Source organism: Streptococcus sp. V728, assembly GCF_052077995.1.
GTDB classification, from domain to species: domain Bacteria; phylum Bacillota; class Bacilli; order Lactobacillales; family Streptococcaceae; genus Streptococcus; species Streptococcus infantis_B.
Genome location: NZ_JBQJJH010000004.1, coordinates 24,007 through 38,880, shown reverse-complemented (window position 1 = coordinate 38,880; position 14,874 = coordinate 24,007). Strand labels below are relative to the sequence as shown.

At 41.3% G+C, this 14,874-nt stretch carries 15 protein-coding genes and 1 riboswitch; of the genes, 3 read left to right on the top strand and 12 right to left on the bottom strand.

Translation table 11 applies throughout. The features are described 5' to 3' along the window. Positions 1-96: 96 nt before the first annotated feature. The 10 genes from ACTO1Y_RS06870 to uvrA all read right to left on the bottom strand — a co-directional run bounded on the left by ACTO1Y_RS06870 (position 97) and on the right by uvrA (position 11,346). Positions 97-522 carry an SP_0198 family lipoprotein gene (locus ACTO1Y_RS06870; RefSeq protein WP_006149648.1) on the bottom strand — a complete coding sequence of 142 codons (426 nt, stop codon included), beginning with the start codon at positions 520-522 and terminating at the stop codon, positions 97-99. Between the two features lie 84 nt (positions 523-606). Then, on the bottom strand, positions 607-1,857 hold the full coding sequence (locus ACTO1Y_RS06865) for a bifunctional folylpolyglutamate synthase/dihydrofolate synthase (RefSeq protein ID WP_006149654.1): 1,251 nt from the start codon (positions 1,855-1,857) through the stop codon (positions 607-609). A gap of 267 nt (positions 1,858-2,124) precedes the next feature. Next, on the bottom strand, positions 2,125-2,430 hold the full coding sequence (locus ACTO1Y_RS06860) for a DUF1292 domain-containing protein (protein ID WP_004250503.1): 306 nt from the start codon (positions 2,428-2,430) through the stop codon (positions 2,125-2,127). A gap of 15 nt (positions 2,431-2,445) precedes the next feature. Next, entirely contained in the window at positions 2,446-2,865 is a 420-nt protein-coding gene (ruvX, locus tag ACTO1Y_RS06855) for a Holliday junction resolvase RuvX (RefSeq protein WP_441348752.1), read from the bottom strand. Between the two features lie 3 nt (positions 2,866-2,868). Beyond that, positions 2,869-3,135, bottom strand: coding sequence for an IreB family regulatory phosphoprotein (locus ACTO1Y_RS06850; RefSeq protein WP_004250500.1), 267 nt, complete (start codon positions 3,133-3,135; stop codon positions 2,869-2,871). Positions 3,136-3,233: 98 nt separating this feature from the next. Beyond that, positions 3,234-3,806: an SP0191 family lipoprotein gene (locus ACTO1Y_RS06845; RefSeq protein ID WP_441348751.1), complete on the bottom strand. Its 573-nt coding sequence runs from the start codon at positions 3,804-3,806 to the stop codon at positions 3,234-3,236. A gap of 60 nt (positions 3,807-3,866) precedes the next feature. Then, a complete protein-coding gene (spx, locus tag ACTO1Y_RS06840; RefSeq protein WP_000591164.1) occupies positions 3,867-4,265 on the bottom strand; it encodes a transcriptional regulator Spx in 399 nt (132 codons plus the stop codon). A 135-nt stretch (positions 4,266-4,400) separates the two neighbouring features. Continuing rightward, positions 4,401-7,061 carry a magnesium-translocating P-type ATPase gene (gene mgtA, locus ACTO1Y_RS06835; RefSeq protein ID WP_441348750.1) on the bottom strand — a complete coding sequence of 887 codons (2,661 nt, stop codon included), beginning with the start codon at positions 7,059-7,061 and terminating at the stop codon, positions 4,401-4,403. Between the two features lie 192 nt (positions 7,062-7,253). After that, a riboswitch (M-box (ykoK) riboswitch) is annotated at positions 7,254-7,407 on the bottom strand. A gap of 53 nt (positions 7,408-7,460) precedes the next feature. Beyond that, positions 7,461-8,522, bottom strand: a complete 1,062-nt coding sequence (locus ACTO1Y_RS06830) for a M24 family metallopeptidase (RefSeq protein ID WP_441348749.1) — start codon at positions 8,520-8,522, stop codon at positions 7,461-7,463. Then, entirely contained in the window at positions 8,515-11,346 is a 2,832-nt protein-coding gene (uvrA, locus tag ACTO1Y_RS06825; protein ID WP_441348748.1) for an excinuclease ABC subunit UvrA, read from the bottom strand. The genes ACTO1Y_RS06830 and uvrA overlap by 8 nt, the downstream gene beginning before the upstream one ends. Before the next feature lie 142 nt (positions 11,347-11,488). On the opposite strand from uvrA, the gene ACTO1Y_RS06820 reads away from it, so the two are divergent. The 3 genes from ACTO1Y_RS06820 to ACTO1Y_RS06810 all read left to right on the top strand — a co-directional run bounded on the left by ACTO1Y_RS06820 (position 11,489) and on the right by ACTO1Y_RS06810 (position 13,584). Continuing rightward, on the top strand, positions 11,489-12,433 hold the full coding sequence (locus tag ACTO1Y_RS06820; RefSeq protein WP_000815631.1) for a magnesium transporter CorA family protein: 945 nt from the start codon (positions 11,489-11,491) through the stop codon (positions 12,431-12,433). Positions 12,434-12,445: 12 nt separating this feature from the next. Beyond that, positions 12,446-13,120: a DUF1129 domain-containing protein gene (locus tag ACTO1Y_RS06815; protein ID WP_006153110.1), complete on the top strand. Its 675-nt coding sequence runs from the start codon at positions 12,446-12,448 to the stop codon at positions 13,118-13,120. Between the two features lie 200 nt (positions 13,121-13,320). Next, complete coding sequence (locus tag ACTO1Y_RS06810; RefSeq protein WP_016466361.1) at positions 13,321-13,584, top strand: SemiSWEET family transporter; 264 nt, start codon at positions 13,321-13,323, stop codon at positions 13,582-13,584. Positions 13,585-13,641: 57 nt separating this feature from the next. Here ACTO1Y_RS06810 and ACTO1Y_RS06805 read toward each other — a convergent pair whose 3' ends face one another. After that, the gene (locus ACTO1Y_RS06805) at positions 13,642-14,310 is read right to left on the bottom strand and encodes a CPBP family intramembrane glutamic endopeptidase (RefSeq protein ID WP_441348747.1); all 669 of its coding nucleotides are present in this window, start codon (positions 14,308-14,310) and stop codon (positions 13,642-13,644) included. After that, positions 14,311-14,871 (bottom strand): DNA-3-methyladenine glycosylase I, encoded by a 561-nt coding sequence (locus ACTO1Y_RS06800; protein WP_441348746.1) that lies wholly within the window; start codon positions 14,869-14,871, stop codon positions 14,311-14,313. It lies immediately after the preceding gene. Between the last annotated feature and the right edge of the window lie 3 nt (positions 14,872-14,874).

The window sequence follows — 14,874 nt, the reverse complement described above, 5'->3', positions numbered from 1 at the left end:
AATACGGGCCATTGAGTAAAGAACTTTTTTTCATATAATTATCCATAAAAAAAGGATTTGCACCTGTTTTATCCAGATCCAAATCCTTTAAAATATCTATTTTTTTAAAACAATACGATCTGAAACCTCACGGTCCATGTCGTCGATAATAATCTGGTTCTCTTCTGCCACATAAATCTTGACGTCGTCTCCGATGATGACTTTCTGGTTTTCTGGTTCAAAGGTTACCTTCTTAACTTCCTGTACTCCATCCGCTTCCACTTCTGTCCACGTTCCGGTATTACCAGTAACGACAAGCGTAATGCTATCACCCTCGTCCTGCCCCTTATAGGTACCATCCATATTGACGGTTGTAGCATTCGTAGCGCTAGCTGTTGTTGACTCAGATACCTGACTTGTTATCACTTCTGAACTAGTGCTTGCTTGTGGTGTCGAAGTTGTTTGTTCTTTTGTTGAACAAGCAACTAAAAGACCAAGACTTGCCAAAGTGGCAAGAGAAAGTGTGATTTTTTTAAACGACATAATAGCTCCTTTCTTTTGGTGGCTAAAAGTAGCAAAAGCTGCTGAAACATTCCACCTCAACTATATCAAATAAGGGAAGGGAGGTCAATCAATAGATTCATAACCCATGAGGTATGCACGGACCTCTGATATAAAGTAGAGAGAACCTGTCACAAACAGTAACTCTTTCTCCCCTACAGAACTTTCAAAGCCATCTAAAAACTCTCGATAGGAAGCAACCTTCTGATAATCTCCCAAGTCCTGCTCCTCCAAAGAACCTTGATAATCAAAGCTAGTAACATAGAGAGGAAGGTCTGGTAAATGTTTCGTCAGATATCCAAGCATACCACTGTAATCTTTACGCTTTAAAGCTCCAAAAAGAATTTGAGCTTGATAACCTTGTTGATTTTTTTCCTGTATAAATTCAACCAAACGCTCCAAGGCTGGTAAGTTGTGAGCCCCATCCAGATAAATGTGCTCAGTGATAGCTTCTAGTCTTCCTGCCCATCTGGTAGCTCGCAAGGCAGCTCGTACTGCTTCTTGATCAACCGTCTCACCTCTCTGATTCATAAACAATAGAAAGGCTTGTATGGCAAGAGCTGCGTTTTCCTCTTGATAAGCCCCTTCCAAACCTAGTTTTAGTTGGTTCAGATTCGCAAGAGAAGAAGAAAAATGACCATCCTTGAAAGAAAAATCTTGGTCAGCTTGGTAGAGAGTTACTCCCAAATTATGAGCAGCCATTTGACAAACGAGCTGAGCTTCCGATGCTAGATTGGCAACAACGGCTGATTTACCTGACTTAAAAATCCCTGCTTTCTGCTCAGCAATTAACTCTAGACTATTGCCCAAGGTCTCCTGGTGATCTAGGCCGATTGATGTAATAACTGCGATTTCTCCAGTTACCACATTAGTGGTATCAAGTAGTCCACCAATCCCAACTTCCAGTAACACCAAATCTACTTCTTGCTCTTTAAAATAAAGCAAAGCAATCAAGGTCAACAACTCAAAAAAAGATAACTGAGCGTGGGTTTCTAGAAGTTTCAGCTCCATTTCCTTAACTTGATCAGCTATACGAATAAAATCGGCATCCGATATAGGTTGACCATTGATACAGATACGGTCATGGATGCTGACAATGTGAGGCGAAGTAAAGGTTCCAACCTTTTTACCATGGGAAACAAAAAGTTCCCTCATAAAAGCAATAGTCGACCCCTTCCCATTTGTCCCCGTCACATGGATAATTGGATAGGTTTGCTCAGGATTTCCCAGCAAATCCACTGCTTTTTGCATCCGTCCCAAACCTGATCTAAAATTCAATCCAATCCGGCTATGGAGCCATTTTTCTACTTCAAACACGCTTATCTCCTTAATCCTTAATAAAAAAGCGAAGATTCTCTTCGCTTTTTACTTCATTTGCTAGAACCTAGCTTGTTTTAATTTCAATATGGGGTAAAAATATCCCCCGGATGTTCCAACTCTTTCTAGTTTCTAGGAGTTGGGCTAAAAACATCCCCCGAACTTACTTACGGTCTTTATTTTTAGCGTAAGGGTAAAAATGTTCCCCAGACGTTCCTGCTTTTTCTCATTTCTAGAAGCAGGGGTAAAAACATCCCCCGGATGTTTTTACTCCTCCATAAAGCTGTTGAAGACTTCTTCAATCATGTTCCATTCGTCGTCTGAATCTTCAGGGATTGGTTGCAATTCGCCTTCTGTTCCGTCTTCATTTTCGATGAATGAGTAAGCTTGGATTTCAACTTCTCCGTTTTCATCTTCTTCTGCATTAACTGGTACAAGAAGGACATAGTTTTTACCAAATTCTTCTTTTCCATCAATAGTCAAAAGGATTTCAAACAAAGTTTCGTTTCCTTGCTCATCTACAAGTGTAATAAGTTCACGTTCTTCGTGATCGTGGTTGTGATCGTGTGACATAGTTTCTCCTCTGTCTTAAAATTTTCTATCTAAATAATTTTGCAAAATCAATTGAGCCGCTAATTTATCAATAACTTTTTTACGCTTATTACGACTAATATCTGCTTGCTCAATCAACATGCGCTCTGCAGCAACCGTGGTTAAGCGCTCATCCTGATACTCCACTGGCAAATCAAAGAGCTCTTCCAGTTTTGCTCCGTATGCTTGACTCGCTTCCACCCGCGGTCCACTGGTATTGTTCATATTTTTAGGTAAACCAACAACAAAGCGCTCCACCTTATAGGTATCAACCAATTCTTTGAGTCGTTCAAAACCGAACTCCCCTTGTTCTTCATTGATTTGGATGATTTCGAGTCCTTGCGCTGTAAAACCTAACGGATCGCTAATCGCTACTCCTACTGTTTTGGAACCAACGTCCAACCCCATAATTCTCATTGGTTATAGATCGACTCCTTGTCCCTTAAGGTAGTAGCGAACCAATTCTTCAACAATCTCATCGCGTTCGTATTTACGGATTTGATTTCTTGCGTTATTGTAGCGAGGAACGTAAGCTGGGTCTCCACTGAGAACATAGCCCACAATTTGATTAATAGGGTTATACCCCTTCTCATTCAAGGAAGCATAGACTTCTGTCAATGTTTCGCTAATCTCTTTTTTATTGGAATCGTCCAATTTAAAACGTACGGTTTCTTCAGTAAATCCCATTCTAACACCCTCTTTCCTTAGAATAGTACTATTATAGCACATTCACAGCCGTTCTACAAATCACACAATCTGATTTTGCCTGATTTTCTGCGACTTCTTTACTGGACAGTCGCACCACTTGCAACTCGACTTGCGATATACTCTTCTGGTTCGTTTTTTAATAGATTTTCCAAGCCAACATTTTTTAAATATTCGCTTTCGCTTGCCTTTTTAACATCTAGAACTTGAAAATCATAACTTGTTTTCGTTTCAATCTCCGTTTCACTTAAGAGAGTGGTTTCAAGACTAAAACCAGGGATTTTACGAGCAGCTTGGACTGATTCATCCTTGTCTTCCTCTTCTTTCAAGGCCGTCTTTGCTTCCTCTAATCCATGCTCGGCAATGTAGTTCTTGAGTTCTTCTGAAACTTGCCGTTTTTGCTGAATCGTTAAGGTCAAGAATTGTTTACCCTTATAGGTAATGGTCTGAATTTGCTGAACTCCATTTTCATCAGTGGGTAGAACAAGTGTCTTGGTTACTACTGTATTGTTATTCGCATTTTCTAGGACTGGTAGAGTTGATTGGAGAGTTTCTGTTGTTGTATCCTTAGCAGGCTCCGCAGATTCTTTTTTCTGACCACAGCCAGCTAGTAAAAGTAGAAGCGCAACTGTTCTGATAACTATCTTCTTCATGTTCATTTTCCCTTATTTACCTATCAAATAAGGCCAGGAGTCACTCCCAGCCTTTATGTTTTATAGTGCTGCACGTAAACGTGCTTCTGCATTTTCTACATTGCGGACAGAGCGTGGCAAGAAGGCACGAATGTCGTCTTCTTTATAGCCAACTTGCAAACGTTTCTCGTCAACAAGAATTGGACTTTTTAGGATACGTGGTGTCTCCATTATCAAATTGAGCACTTCATTGACACTCAAATCTTCGATATCAACTCCAAGAGCTTTAGCGTAGCGATTCTTTGATGATACAATGCTCGCAATTCCATTGTCTGTTTTTGTTAGAATATCTAATAATTCTTCTCTAGAAATCCCCTCTTTACCGAGGTTTTGTTCTTTATAACTTAACTGGTGGGCATTAAGCCAGGTTTTCGCTTTTTTACAGCTAGTACAACTTGAGACTGTATAAATTTTGATCATGTACCTACCCCTTTCGCTACATGTTACTATCAGTTTATTCTATTATACCATAAAAAACATCCGACTTGCGACCTATTTTTAAAAAAATTTAACTTTTTTGCTCGTTTTTATCCTTTTTTCTTAACAAAACACGAACTATAACCACTCTCTGTACTTCTTAATGTAAAACTTCTTAATAACGGTGACGCTAAACATGTACAAGAAAATAATACCGACCAAAAACAAGAAGTATGGCAGTCCCAACGGAGCTAAACGCAGGATATTTACTAGTGGTCCATAAGGTAAACTAGTTACAAAGAAAGCTGCAACCAAAGTTGTAAAAATCACAAGCCAAGCTGGTCTGCTTTGTACAAAAGGAACTTTTGCTGTACGAAGCATATGGATGACCATGGTTTGAGACCACATAGATTCGATGAACCATCCTGTTTGGAACAAGATAATAAACTGAAGGGCAGATTCAGAACCATGAACATAATGATAGCCTGTCACCAAAGGAACAATGATAAAATAGAGGAAAATAAAGGTCAAAATATCAAAGATAGATGAAATTGGACCCATCCAAACCATAAATCGAGTAATAGATTTTGCTTCCCATGTATGAGGTTGTTTGAGGAAGTCTTGATCCACATTATCAAATGGCAATGCCACACAAGACAAATCATAGACTAGGTTTAAAACAATGAGATGAACAGGAGCCATTGGTAAAAATGGCAAGAAGATACTCGCAACAAGGAGTGAGAAGATATTCCCAAAGTTTGAACTGACGGTCATCTTGATGTACTTGGTCATGTTGGCGTAGACCTTACGACCTTCAACGATACCAGTTTCAAGAACCATGAGATCCTTGTCTAACAAAATAACATCCGCTGTTTCTTTGGCAATGTCTACCGCTGTATCTACAGAAATACCGACATCTGCTACCTTCATAGATGGGGCATCATTAATACCGTCACCCATATAACCAACTCCATGACCGTTTCTCTTCAACTGTAGAATGATACGCGCTTTTTGGTCAGGTGACAATTTAGCAAAGACTGTTACTTTTTCAACAACATCTGCCAATTCTTGGTCTGTCATTTGGTCGATATCAGCTCCCAAAAGGATGTGTTCAACATCCAAACCAACCTTTTCACAAATAGCTTGGGTTACTTTTTCGTTATCCCCAGTTAAAATTTTTGTTTTGACACCATGCTCAAGCAGAGCCTGAATAGCTGGTGCTGCAGATGGTTTTGGTGGATCCAAGAAAGCAAGATAACCAGTAAGGATCATGTCTCTTTCATCAGTCACGGTATAAGCATAGTCTTCACGTAGACCTGACTTGTAACCAACACCTAAGACACGCAAACCTTGACGGTTTAATTGACCAACTTCTGCCAACACTTCTTGACGAATGTCTTCAGTAAGAGGGATGACTTCTCCACGGTACTCCACATGTGTCGAAATGTTCAACATTTCTTCTAAAGCACCCTTGGTAACCATACTAACAACATTGCTATCGTCTTTGACAATGACACTCATGCGTCTGCGCTCAAAGTCAAATGGAAGCTCGTCGATTTTTTGGAAACTAGTATCTAAATTTTGTAGGATAGCGTGTTCTTTGGCCTCTTTTTCAGTTCTACTGATGATAGCACGGTCCATCAAGTTTTTCAAACCTGTTTGGAAATGTGAATTTAGATAGGCTCTTCTTAAGACTGCCATATCCAAATCGCCATGGATATCTAATGGGTATTCTAAAACAATCTCATCTTGCGTTAAAGTTCCAGTTTTGTCCGTACATAGGATATCGATTGCTCCTAAGTCCTGGATAGCATTGAGTTTTTTGATGACCACTTTTTCCTTGGCCATGATAATGGAACCTTTGGCCAAGCTGGCTGTAATAATCATTGGTAGCATTTCTGGTGTAAGTCCAACACCAACGCTCAAGGCAAAAACTCCAGCCTCTAGCCAGTCTCCGTCGGTCAAACCATTTGCGAAAAACACAATTGGAACCATGACAAGCATCAAGCGGATCAAGAGCCAAGAAATGCTGTTCATTTCACGTTCAAAAGAAGTTGGTTCATCATAGGTGTTGAGAGTTTGCTCAATGGCCCCCATCATGGTGTCATCACCAACTGCTAGAACCATAGCTATCGCACTTCCTGAGATAACGTTTGTCCCCATGAATGCCAACGATTCTGCTTCTAAAAGACTCTCTACATTTTGATTAGTAGCTTTATTTAAAGCAAGTTTTTCGACTGCATCGCTTTCTCCAGTCAAACCTGACTGTTGAACAAAAAAGTCTCGTGATTCAAATAAGATGACATCTGCTGGAATCATATCTCCAGCGCTCAATTTCACGAGATCTCCCACAACCAACTCATCGATGGGTAACTCTTGTTCAAGACCATCACGAATAACAGTTGCAGTGTTGACAATCATTTTTGAAAGGTTGGTTGTTGCCTTGTCGCTCCGCAATTCTTGGACAAAACGGATGCCTCCTGAAATCAAAACCAAGACAACGATAATGATAGAAGTCGTTGGATCCTCTTGACCAGGTTTGGCAAGCCAGACGTTTGTAACGAGAGAGATAAAGGCAATCACCAGCAAAATGATTGTGAAAGGATTGATAATAGACTCATAAATCTTTTTTAAGATGGAATCCTCTTGGCCCTTGGTGATGGTGTTTTCACCATATAGGTCACGGTTTTCTTCGACTTGTTCTGAATCTAAGCCTTTTAGACTTGTATGGTAAAAAGCTAGACTCTCTTTAAATGGAGTTTGAATAGCTGCTGCTAATCTTTCTTTTGTAGTTTTCATTGGTTTCTCCTATCTGTATGAATGGTAATTTCATACACAGGGACCAATCACTTTATAAGGACAGAACGACACAAATCAGCGATTGGCTGTGTATGTGCGGTTCTGGATGATCGTCAATTTGCATCGTTTGTCTCCTTTCTTTGTTTTAAAACAGCAGAAAATCCTGCCATAAAATGGCAGGACTAAAAAACTTATTATCTGTTTTCGTTCAAGCTTTAACTCCATAGGGCGATGTAATGAGCTTAGTCTTGACCTTCGCGACCAGGACTGTTGACCAACGAGTAGTGTCTCCACTGCTTTGCGGTAGTCATCCGTATCCCTATGGTAGCCTCACCTACCGTTTTCGCCTTTCAGTATAAACCTTTAACTAGTAAAAGTCAACGATTTATCTCATTTTTCTTAGATAATAATCAATTCCTTTGGTGCAAGGGTTAATAACTCACAACTTGTATCTGTAATCAGGATATCATCTTCGATACGAACCCCGTATTTGCCTTCAATATAAATACCCGGTTCATCAGTCAAGACCATACCCGATTTAATAACTTCTGTAGAGGTTTGGCTAAAGTAAGGTTCTTCGTGGATATCGAGTCCGATACCATGCCCGATACCGTGTGTAAAGTATTCTCCATAGCCTGCTTCAACAATAATATCACGAGGGATTTTGTCAAAATCACGGAAACCTAATCCATCCTTAGCTTGGTCAATCAGAGCTTGGTTAGCCTTCAAAACAGTGTTGTAGATTTCTGCTTGGTCATCACTGACATGACCTAGGTAGATAGTACGTGTCATATCACTGACATAGTGGTCGTAAAGGCAACCGAAGTCCATGGTAATAGTTTCACCTAGTTCTACTGGTTTGTGCATTGGGTGGGCGTGAGGTTTAGAAGAGTTGATTCCACTAGCTAGAATCGTGTCAAAAGACAAACCAGCAGCGCCTAATTCACGCATACGGAAGTCCAGGAAGTTGGCAATTTCAATTTCTGTCTTACCTGGCTTGATAAAGTCAAGAGCATCGTGGAAAGCTTGGTCTGAGATGGAACAAGCCTTACGAATAGTCGCAATCTCTGTCTCATCCTTAATCATACGAAGGGCTTCAACAAACTGTGTCTGTGGAACTAGTTCTAAACCTTCAAAGGCGGTTTGCATGCGATGATAATAAGAAACTGAAACCTCATCTTCAAATCCGATACGAGAAAGACCCATATCTTTTGCAATCTTTGCGATAGTTGCCAACTCATCACGTTCTGCAAAAATCTCAAAACCGGTTACTTCTTGCTTAGCAGCGATAATATAGCGAGCATCTGTCACTAAGACCTGACGGTCACGGCTGATGAAGACTGTCCCATTTGAACCCCAAAATCCTGTCAAATAGTAGACATTTTTAAGGTTATTGATAATGATTCCATCTAGTTCTTTTTCTTGCATTTTATCTAAAAATGCTTGCACACGTTTATTCATGATGTAACTTTCCTTTCAAATACTGTCCTGTATAGCTAGCTTCATTGGCAGCTACTTCCTCTGGTGTTCCTGTTGCGATAATAGTACCACCGCCAACACCACCTTCTGGTCCTAGGTCGATAATATGATCTGCTGTTTTGATAACATCTAGATTGTGCTCAATGACGAGAACTGTATTGCCATCATCGACAAAGCGGGACAAAACAGTGAGTAGGCGAGCAATGTCCTCAGTATGCAACCCAGTCGTTGGCTCATCTAGAATGTAGAAGGACTTACCTGTCGAACGCTTATGGAGTTCACTAGCCAGCTTCATACGCTGGGCCTCCCCTCCAGAAAGTGTCGTAGCTGGTTGTCCCAAGGTCACATAACCTAGACCAACATCTTTGATGGTCTGGAGTTTGCGTTGAATTTTCGGAATGTGTTGGAAAAATTCTACTGCGTCATTGACCGTCATATCCAAAACTTGCGAGATATTCTTTTCCTTGTAGTGAACTTCTAGCGTTTCACTGTTGTAGCGAGTCCCATGACAGACTTCACAGGCTACGTAAACATCTGGCAAGAAGTGCATCTCAATCTTGATAATCCCGTCACCCGAGCAGGCCTCACAGCGCCCACCCTTGACATTGAAACTGAAACGACCCTTCTTGTAGCCACGAATCTTGGCTTCATTTGTCTGAGCAAAGAGGTCTCGAATGTCATCAAAGACACCTGTATAGGTAGCTGGATTGGATCTCGGTGTTCGTCCGATTGGACTCTGGTCAATGTCTATCAGACGATCGATATGCTCGATTCCTGTAATGGATTTAAACTTACCAGGCTTGTCTGAATTGCGATTGAGCTTTTGTGCAATAGCCTTTTTGAGGATGCTATTAATCAAGGTAGACTTCCCTGAACCAGATACCCCTGTCACCGCAATGAATTTTCCTAGTGGGAAACGAACGGTGATGTTTTGCAAGTTGTTCTCACGCGCACCTGTCACTTCGATAAAGCGACCATTGCCTACACGGCGTTCTGACGGTACAGGAATCGCGCGTTTCCCTGATAGATACTGTCCTGTAATGGATTTGCTGTTGCGAGCTACCTGCTTAGGCGTTCCTGCAGCAACAATTTCTCCACCAAAGACACCTGCACCAGGGCCAACGTCAATCAGATAATCAGCTTCTCGCATAGTATCTTCATCGTGTTCCACCACGATCAAGGTATTCCCCAAGTCACGCATCTTTTTCAGGCTGGCAATCAGGCGGTCATTGTCCCTCTGGTGAAGACCGATGGATGGCTCATCAAGGATATAGAGAACTCCTGAGAGATTGGAACCAATCTGGGTCGCCAAACGAATACGTTGACTCTCCCCACCTGATAGGGTTCCTGCCGAGCGGGATAACGTTAAATAGTTAAGACCCACGTTATTGAGGAAGGTCAAGCGGTCCTTGATTTCCTTCAGGATAGGACGAGCGATAATAGCCTCATTTTCAGATAGAGTTAGCTGGTCAATAACTTCCAAATGGTCTGCGATGGAGAGGTCTGAAATTTCTCCGATATGGAGTCCCTTCTCTCCTCCTACACGAACAGATAAGGCTTGGTCATTGAGACGATAACCATGACAAGTGCCACAAGTCAGCTCATTCATATAAAGACGCATCTGTGTACGAGTGTAGTCGCTATTGGTTTCATGATAGCGACGCTTGATATTATTGACAACACCTTCAAATGGAATGTCGATATCACGAACTCCACCGAATTCATTTTCATAGTGGAAATGGAATTCTTTCCCATCTGAACCATAAAAAATGAGATGTTTATCCTCCTCAGACAAGTCCTCAAAAGGAGTATCCATGTCCACTCCGAAGGCTGTCATGGCTTGTTCCAGCATATTTGGATAATAGTTAGAAGAGATAGGGTTCCAAGGCGCTAAGGCTCCCTCACGAAGAGTCTTGCTAGCATCTGGCACTACTAAATCCGTATCAACCTCTAGCTTGATTCCCAAACCATCACACTCACTACAGGAGCCAAACGGTGCATTGAAGGAGAAGAGACGGGGTTCTAGCTCTGGAACCGTAAAACCACAGACTGGGCAGGCATAATGTTCTGAAAAGAGTAACTCTGAATCATCCATAGTATCGATAACCACATAACCTTCTGCGATACGGAGGGCTGCTTCGATGGAATCAAAGAGACGACTACGGATACCCTCTTTAATGATAATACGGTCTACCACCACATCGATGGTATGTTGTTTATTCTTTTCAAGTTCAGGAACTTCGGTCACATCATAGACAACCCCATCGACACGGACACGAACATAACCATCCTTTTGAATTTTTTCAATCAGCGTCTTGTGTTGCCCTTTTTTCTTACGAATAACAGGAGCCAAAATCTGCAGACGCTGGCGCTCTGGTAATTCCAAAACCTTATCCACAATCTGCTCTACAGACGAAGCCTTGATGGCTCCATGTCCATTGATACAGTAGGGTGTCCCTACACGAGCATAGAGGAGACGTAGATAGTCGTTGATTTCCGTCGTTGTCCCAACCGTCGAACGAGGATTTTTACTGGTCGTTTTCTGGTCAATGGAAATGGCAGGGCTGAGACCATCGATAGAGTCCACATCTGGCTTTTCCATATTGCCCAAGAACTGACGAGCGTAGGCTGACAGACTTTCGACGTAGCGACGTTGCCCTTCTGCATAAAGGGTATCAAAGGCTAAACTAGACTTTCCAGATCCAGATAGTCCCGTCACCACAACTAGTTTGTCTCGTGGAATTTCCACATCTATATTTTTTAAATTATGGGCGCGTGCCCCATGGATGACAATCTTATCTTGCATATTACTTCTTTCTAGTTCATTGTTGCTTTCCATTATACCAAAAAAAGTGAAATTCTATTACCAAAAAAGCAGAATTTGTAGTATAATAGTACGGTGTCAAAAATCACTGAAACACGGATTAGATTAGGAAAGGATAAGAGATATGAAGCAAGTCTTTCTCTCAACAACAACTGAATTTAAAGAGATTGATACGCTCCAGCCGGGCACTTGGATCAATCTCGTCAATCCTACTCAAAGCGAATCGATGGAAATCGCCTCGGCCTTTGATATTGATATTGCTGACCTCCGTGCACCGCTCGATGCGGAAGAAATGTCTCGTATCACCATCGAAGATGAGTACACTTTGATCATCGTAGACGTCCCAATCACAGAGGAAAGAAATAACCAGACCTACTACGTGACTATTCCCTTGGGGATTATCATCACAGAAGAGGCTATCATCACTACCTGCTTGGAGCCTCTACCACTTCTTGATGTCTTTATCAATCGTAGACTTCGGAATTTCTATACCTTCATGCGGTCGCGCTTCATCTTCCAAATCCTCTACCGCAATGCGGAGATTTACCTAACTGCCCTCCGTTCGATTGAACGTAAGAGTGAGCAGATTGAAAGCCAACTTCACAAATCTACTCGAAACGAAGAATTGATTGAACTCATGGAGTTGGAAAAGACCATCGTCTACTTCAAAGCTTCACTTAAGACAAATGAGCGCGTGATTAAAAAATTGACCAGCGCAACTAGCAATATTAAGAAATACCTTGAAGACGAAGACTTACTAGAAGATACCTTGATTGAAACCCAACAGGCCATCGAGATGGCGGATATCTATGGAAATGTCCTTCACTCTATGACAGAGACCTTTGCCTCAATCATTTCAAACAACCAGAACAATATCATGAAAACCTTGGCTCTCGTGACCATCGTTATGTCTATCCCGACCATGATTTTCTCAGCTTATGGAATGAACTTTAAGGATAATGAAATTCCTTTAAACGGAGAGCCGCATGCTTTCTGGCTCATCGTCTTTATCGCCTTTGCTATGAGTGTTTCTCTCACTCTTTACCTCATCCATAAAAAATGGTTCTAAACAGGAGTTATTATGTCACAGATTGATTTAAAAGAATTAACAAAGAAAAACCAGGAATTTATCCATATTGCAACCCAACAATTTCTCAAGGACGGAAAAACTGACGCTGAAATCAAGGCCATCCTTGAAGAAGTCATTCCTCACATCCTTGAAGAACAACCAAAAGGAGTGACAGCTCGTTCTATCTACGGAGCACCAACTCACTGGGCTCATAGTTTCAGCGAAAAAGAGCAATTCGAAAAAGAACATCCAAAAGAAAACGACGATCCAAAATTGATGATGTTGGATTCAGCCCTTTTCATCACAGGATTATTTGCAGTAGTTAGCGCCTTGATGAGCTTCTTCTCAAACCAACCTGTGGCCTACGGATTGGTAACACTTATCAGTGTAGGGGCCTTTGGTGGAGTTGCCTTTTACCTTCTCTATCACTTCATCTACCGCTACTACGGACCAGATACTGACCGTAGCCAACGCCCTCCATTCTGGAAATCACTTTTGGTTATGTTAGCAACCATGTTTGCCTGGGTCTTCATCCTCTTCTTGAGCAACTTCCTTCCACAAGCCATCAACATCAGCCTCCCACCACTTGTTTTATTGGTGATTGGAGGAGCTCTCCTTGCCCTACGTTTCTACCTCAAAAAACGTTTCAACATCAAGAGCGCAAGTGCTGGACCTGCTAGATATTAAGATAAACAATAAAAGTAGTGTGTTTTACAGACAGACTACTTTTATTATGGCTCCAAAGCTTTTTTTTATTCTCCAAAGAAAAGTAGCTACATTTTCTAAAAACGTTCTAATGTAAAGTCTTTCCTTAGAATCCCGAGGTTTTGTCCTTGAATCCAAGTTGTTTTTCTGTTATACTAATAAAGTAATAAGGAGAAATATATATGACTAAACAGAGAATTAATCAAGTTGTTGGTTCAATTGGTGCCTTTATCGGGATTATTGTATTTATAGCCTACATCCCTCAAATTTTTGCCAATTTACAAGGAAACAAAGCTCAACCATTTCAACCTTTATCAGCAGCAGTCTCTTGCTTAATCTGGGTCATTTATGGATGGACAAAAGAGCCTAAGAAAGACTGGATTCTAATCATTCCAAACTCAGCCGGGGTTATCCTTGGCGGACTGACTTTCCTTACTGCTCTATAAGAATACAACTACTATAAAAAGCAACCACATCGAGCGGTTGCTTTTTTATGTATAGGATTAAGACAAGGCTAAAATAATAAAGGATAGGCTATTGCCTAACATGTGAACAAGTAAGGGATAGTAGATATTCTCCTTTTCTTTCACATAAATAATAGAAAAAGCAAGGCCACCACCTAGGTATCCGACTGCACCGACCCACTCTGATAAAGACAAACTGTGCATATGAGTAAGTGCAAAGGCAAGACCGACCAAAAAGACACTCAGCCAAGTTGGTAGACTCTTCCTTAAATATCTCAATAAAATTTGACGGAAAAAGAGCTCTTCCACTAAAGGGCCTATGACACAGGCAAAAACCGCTATCAGTAGTGGTTGTTCTTTAAAGGCAGTTTGTATATTAGCCTCGTTTAGTCCCTGTCCGCTTAATCCCAACATCTGTCTCAACATTTCCGATAGGAGCCCAAAAAGAATGGTTGAAAGGAAAAGCAAGCCCCAGTCTTTTAAAACCCCAAAGATAAATTTCCTTTTAGAACTTCTAACCTCTTCCCACTTTTGGAGCAATAGGGACTTAAATAAGAAGCAACCATACACAAACATGATGGTATAGACTAAATAAGTCCCTGCAGAAGAAGGCAATGGAGCATCAAATACTCGTATACCATCAAACACAAAGAGAATTGTATATAGGAGCCCAAAAATCAGAACTCCCTTATATTTTGTAGACATCATTTAATTCCCCTTCCATTCACAATCATTCTCATGGTCATCAACTAGCCCTGCAGCCTTCAGATAGGACAAAACAGCGACTGGTCCAGTGAACTTAAAACCACGTTTTTTGAGATCCTTGGATATTTTTTCAGACAAAGGCGTTTTGGCTGGTGCTTGACTGTAGTCCGGGATATCGTTAACGATGGTTTTCCCCCCTACAAAAGACCAGAGATAAGCATCAAAAGAGCCATACTCTTTCTGAACTTGTAAAAAGGCCTGGGCGTTTGCTCGGGTGGCAAATATCTTGGCACGATTGCGGATGATAGCTGAATTATTCATCAGATCTTCCAGTTCTTCATCCGTCATGTCTGCAACAGCTTGAATGTGGTAACCATGAAAAGCTTGGCGGAAGGCTTGGCGTTTATTGAGCACCGTTTCCCAAGAAAGACCAGCCTGATAAGTCTCCATGCAAAGCAACTCAAAAAGTGCTCGGTCATCATGGAGGGCCTGTCCCCATTCCTCATCGTGGTAGGCTACATATAGAGGGTTGTTCATTTTAACCCAGCCACAGCGTTTTGGCATCTT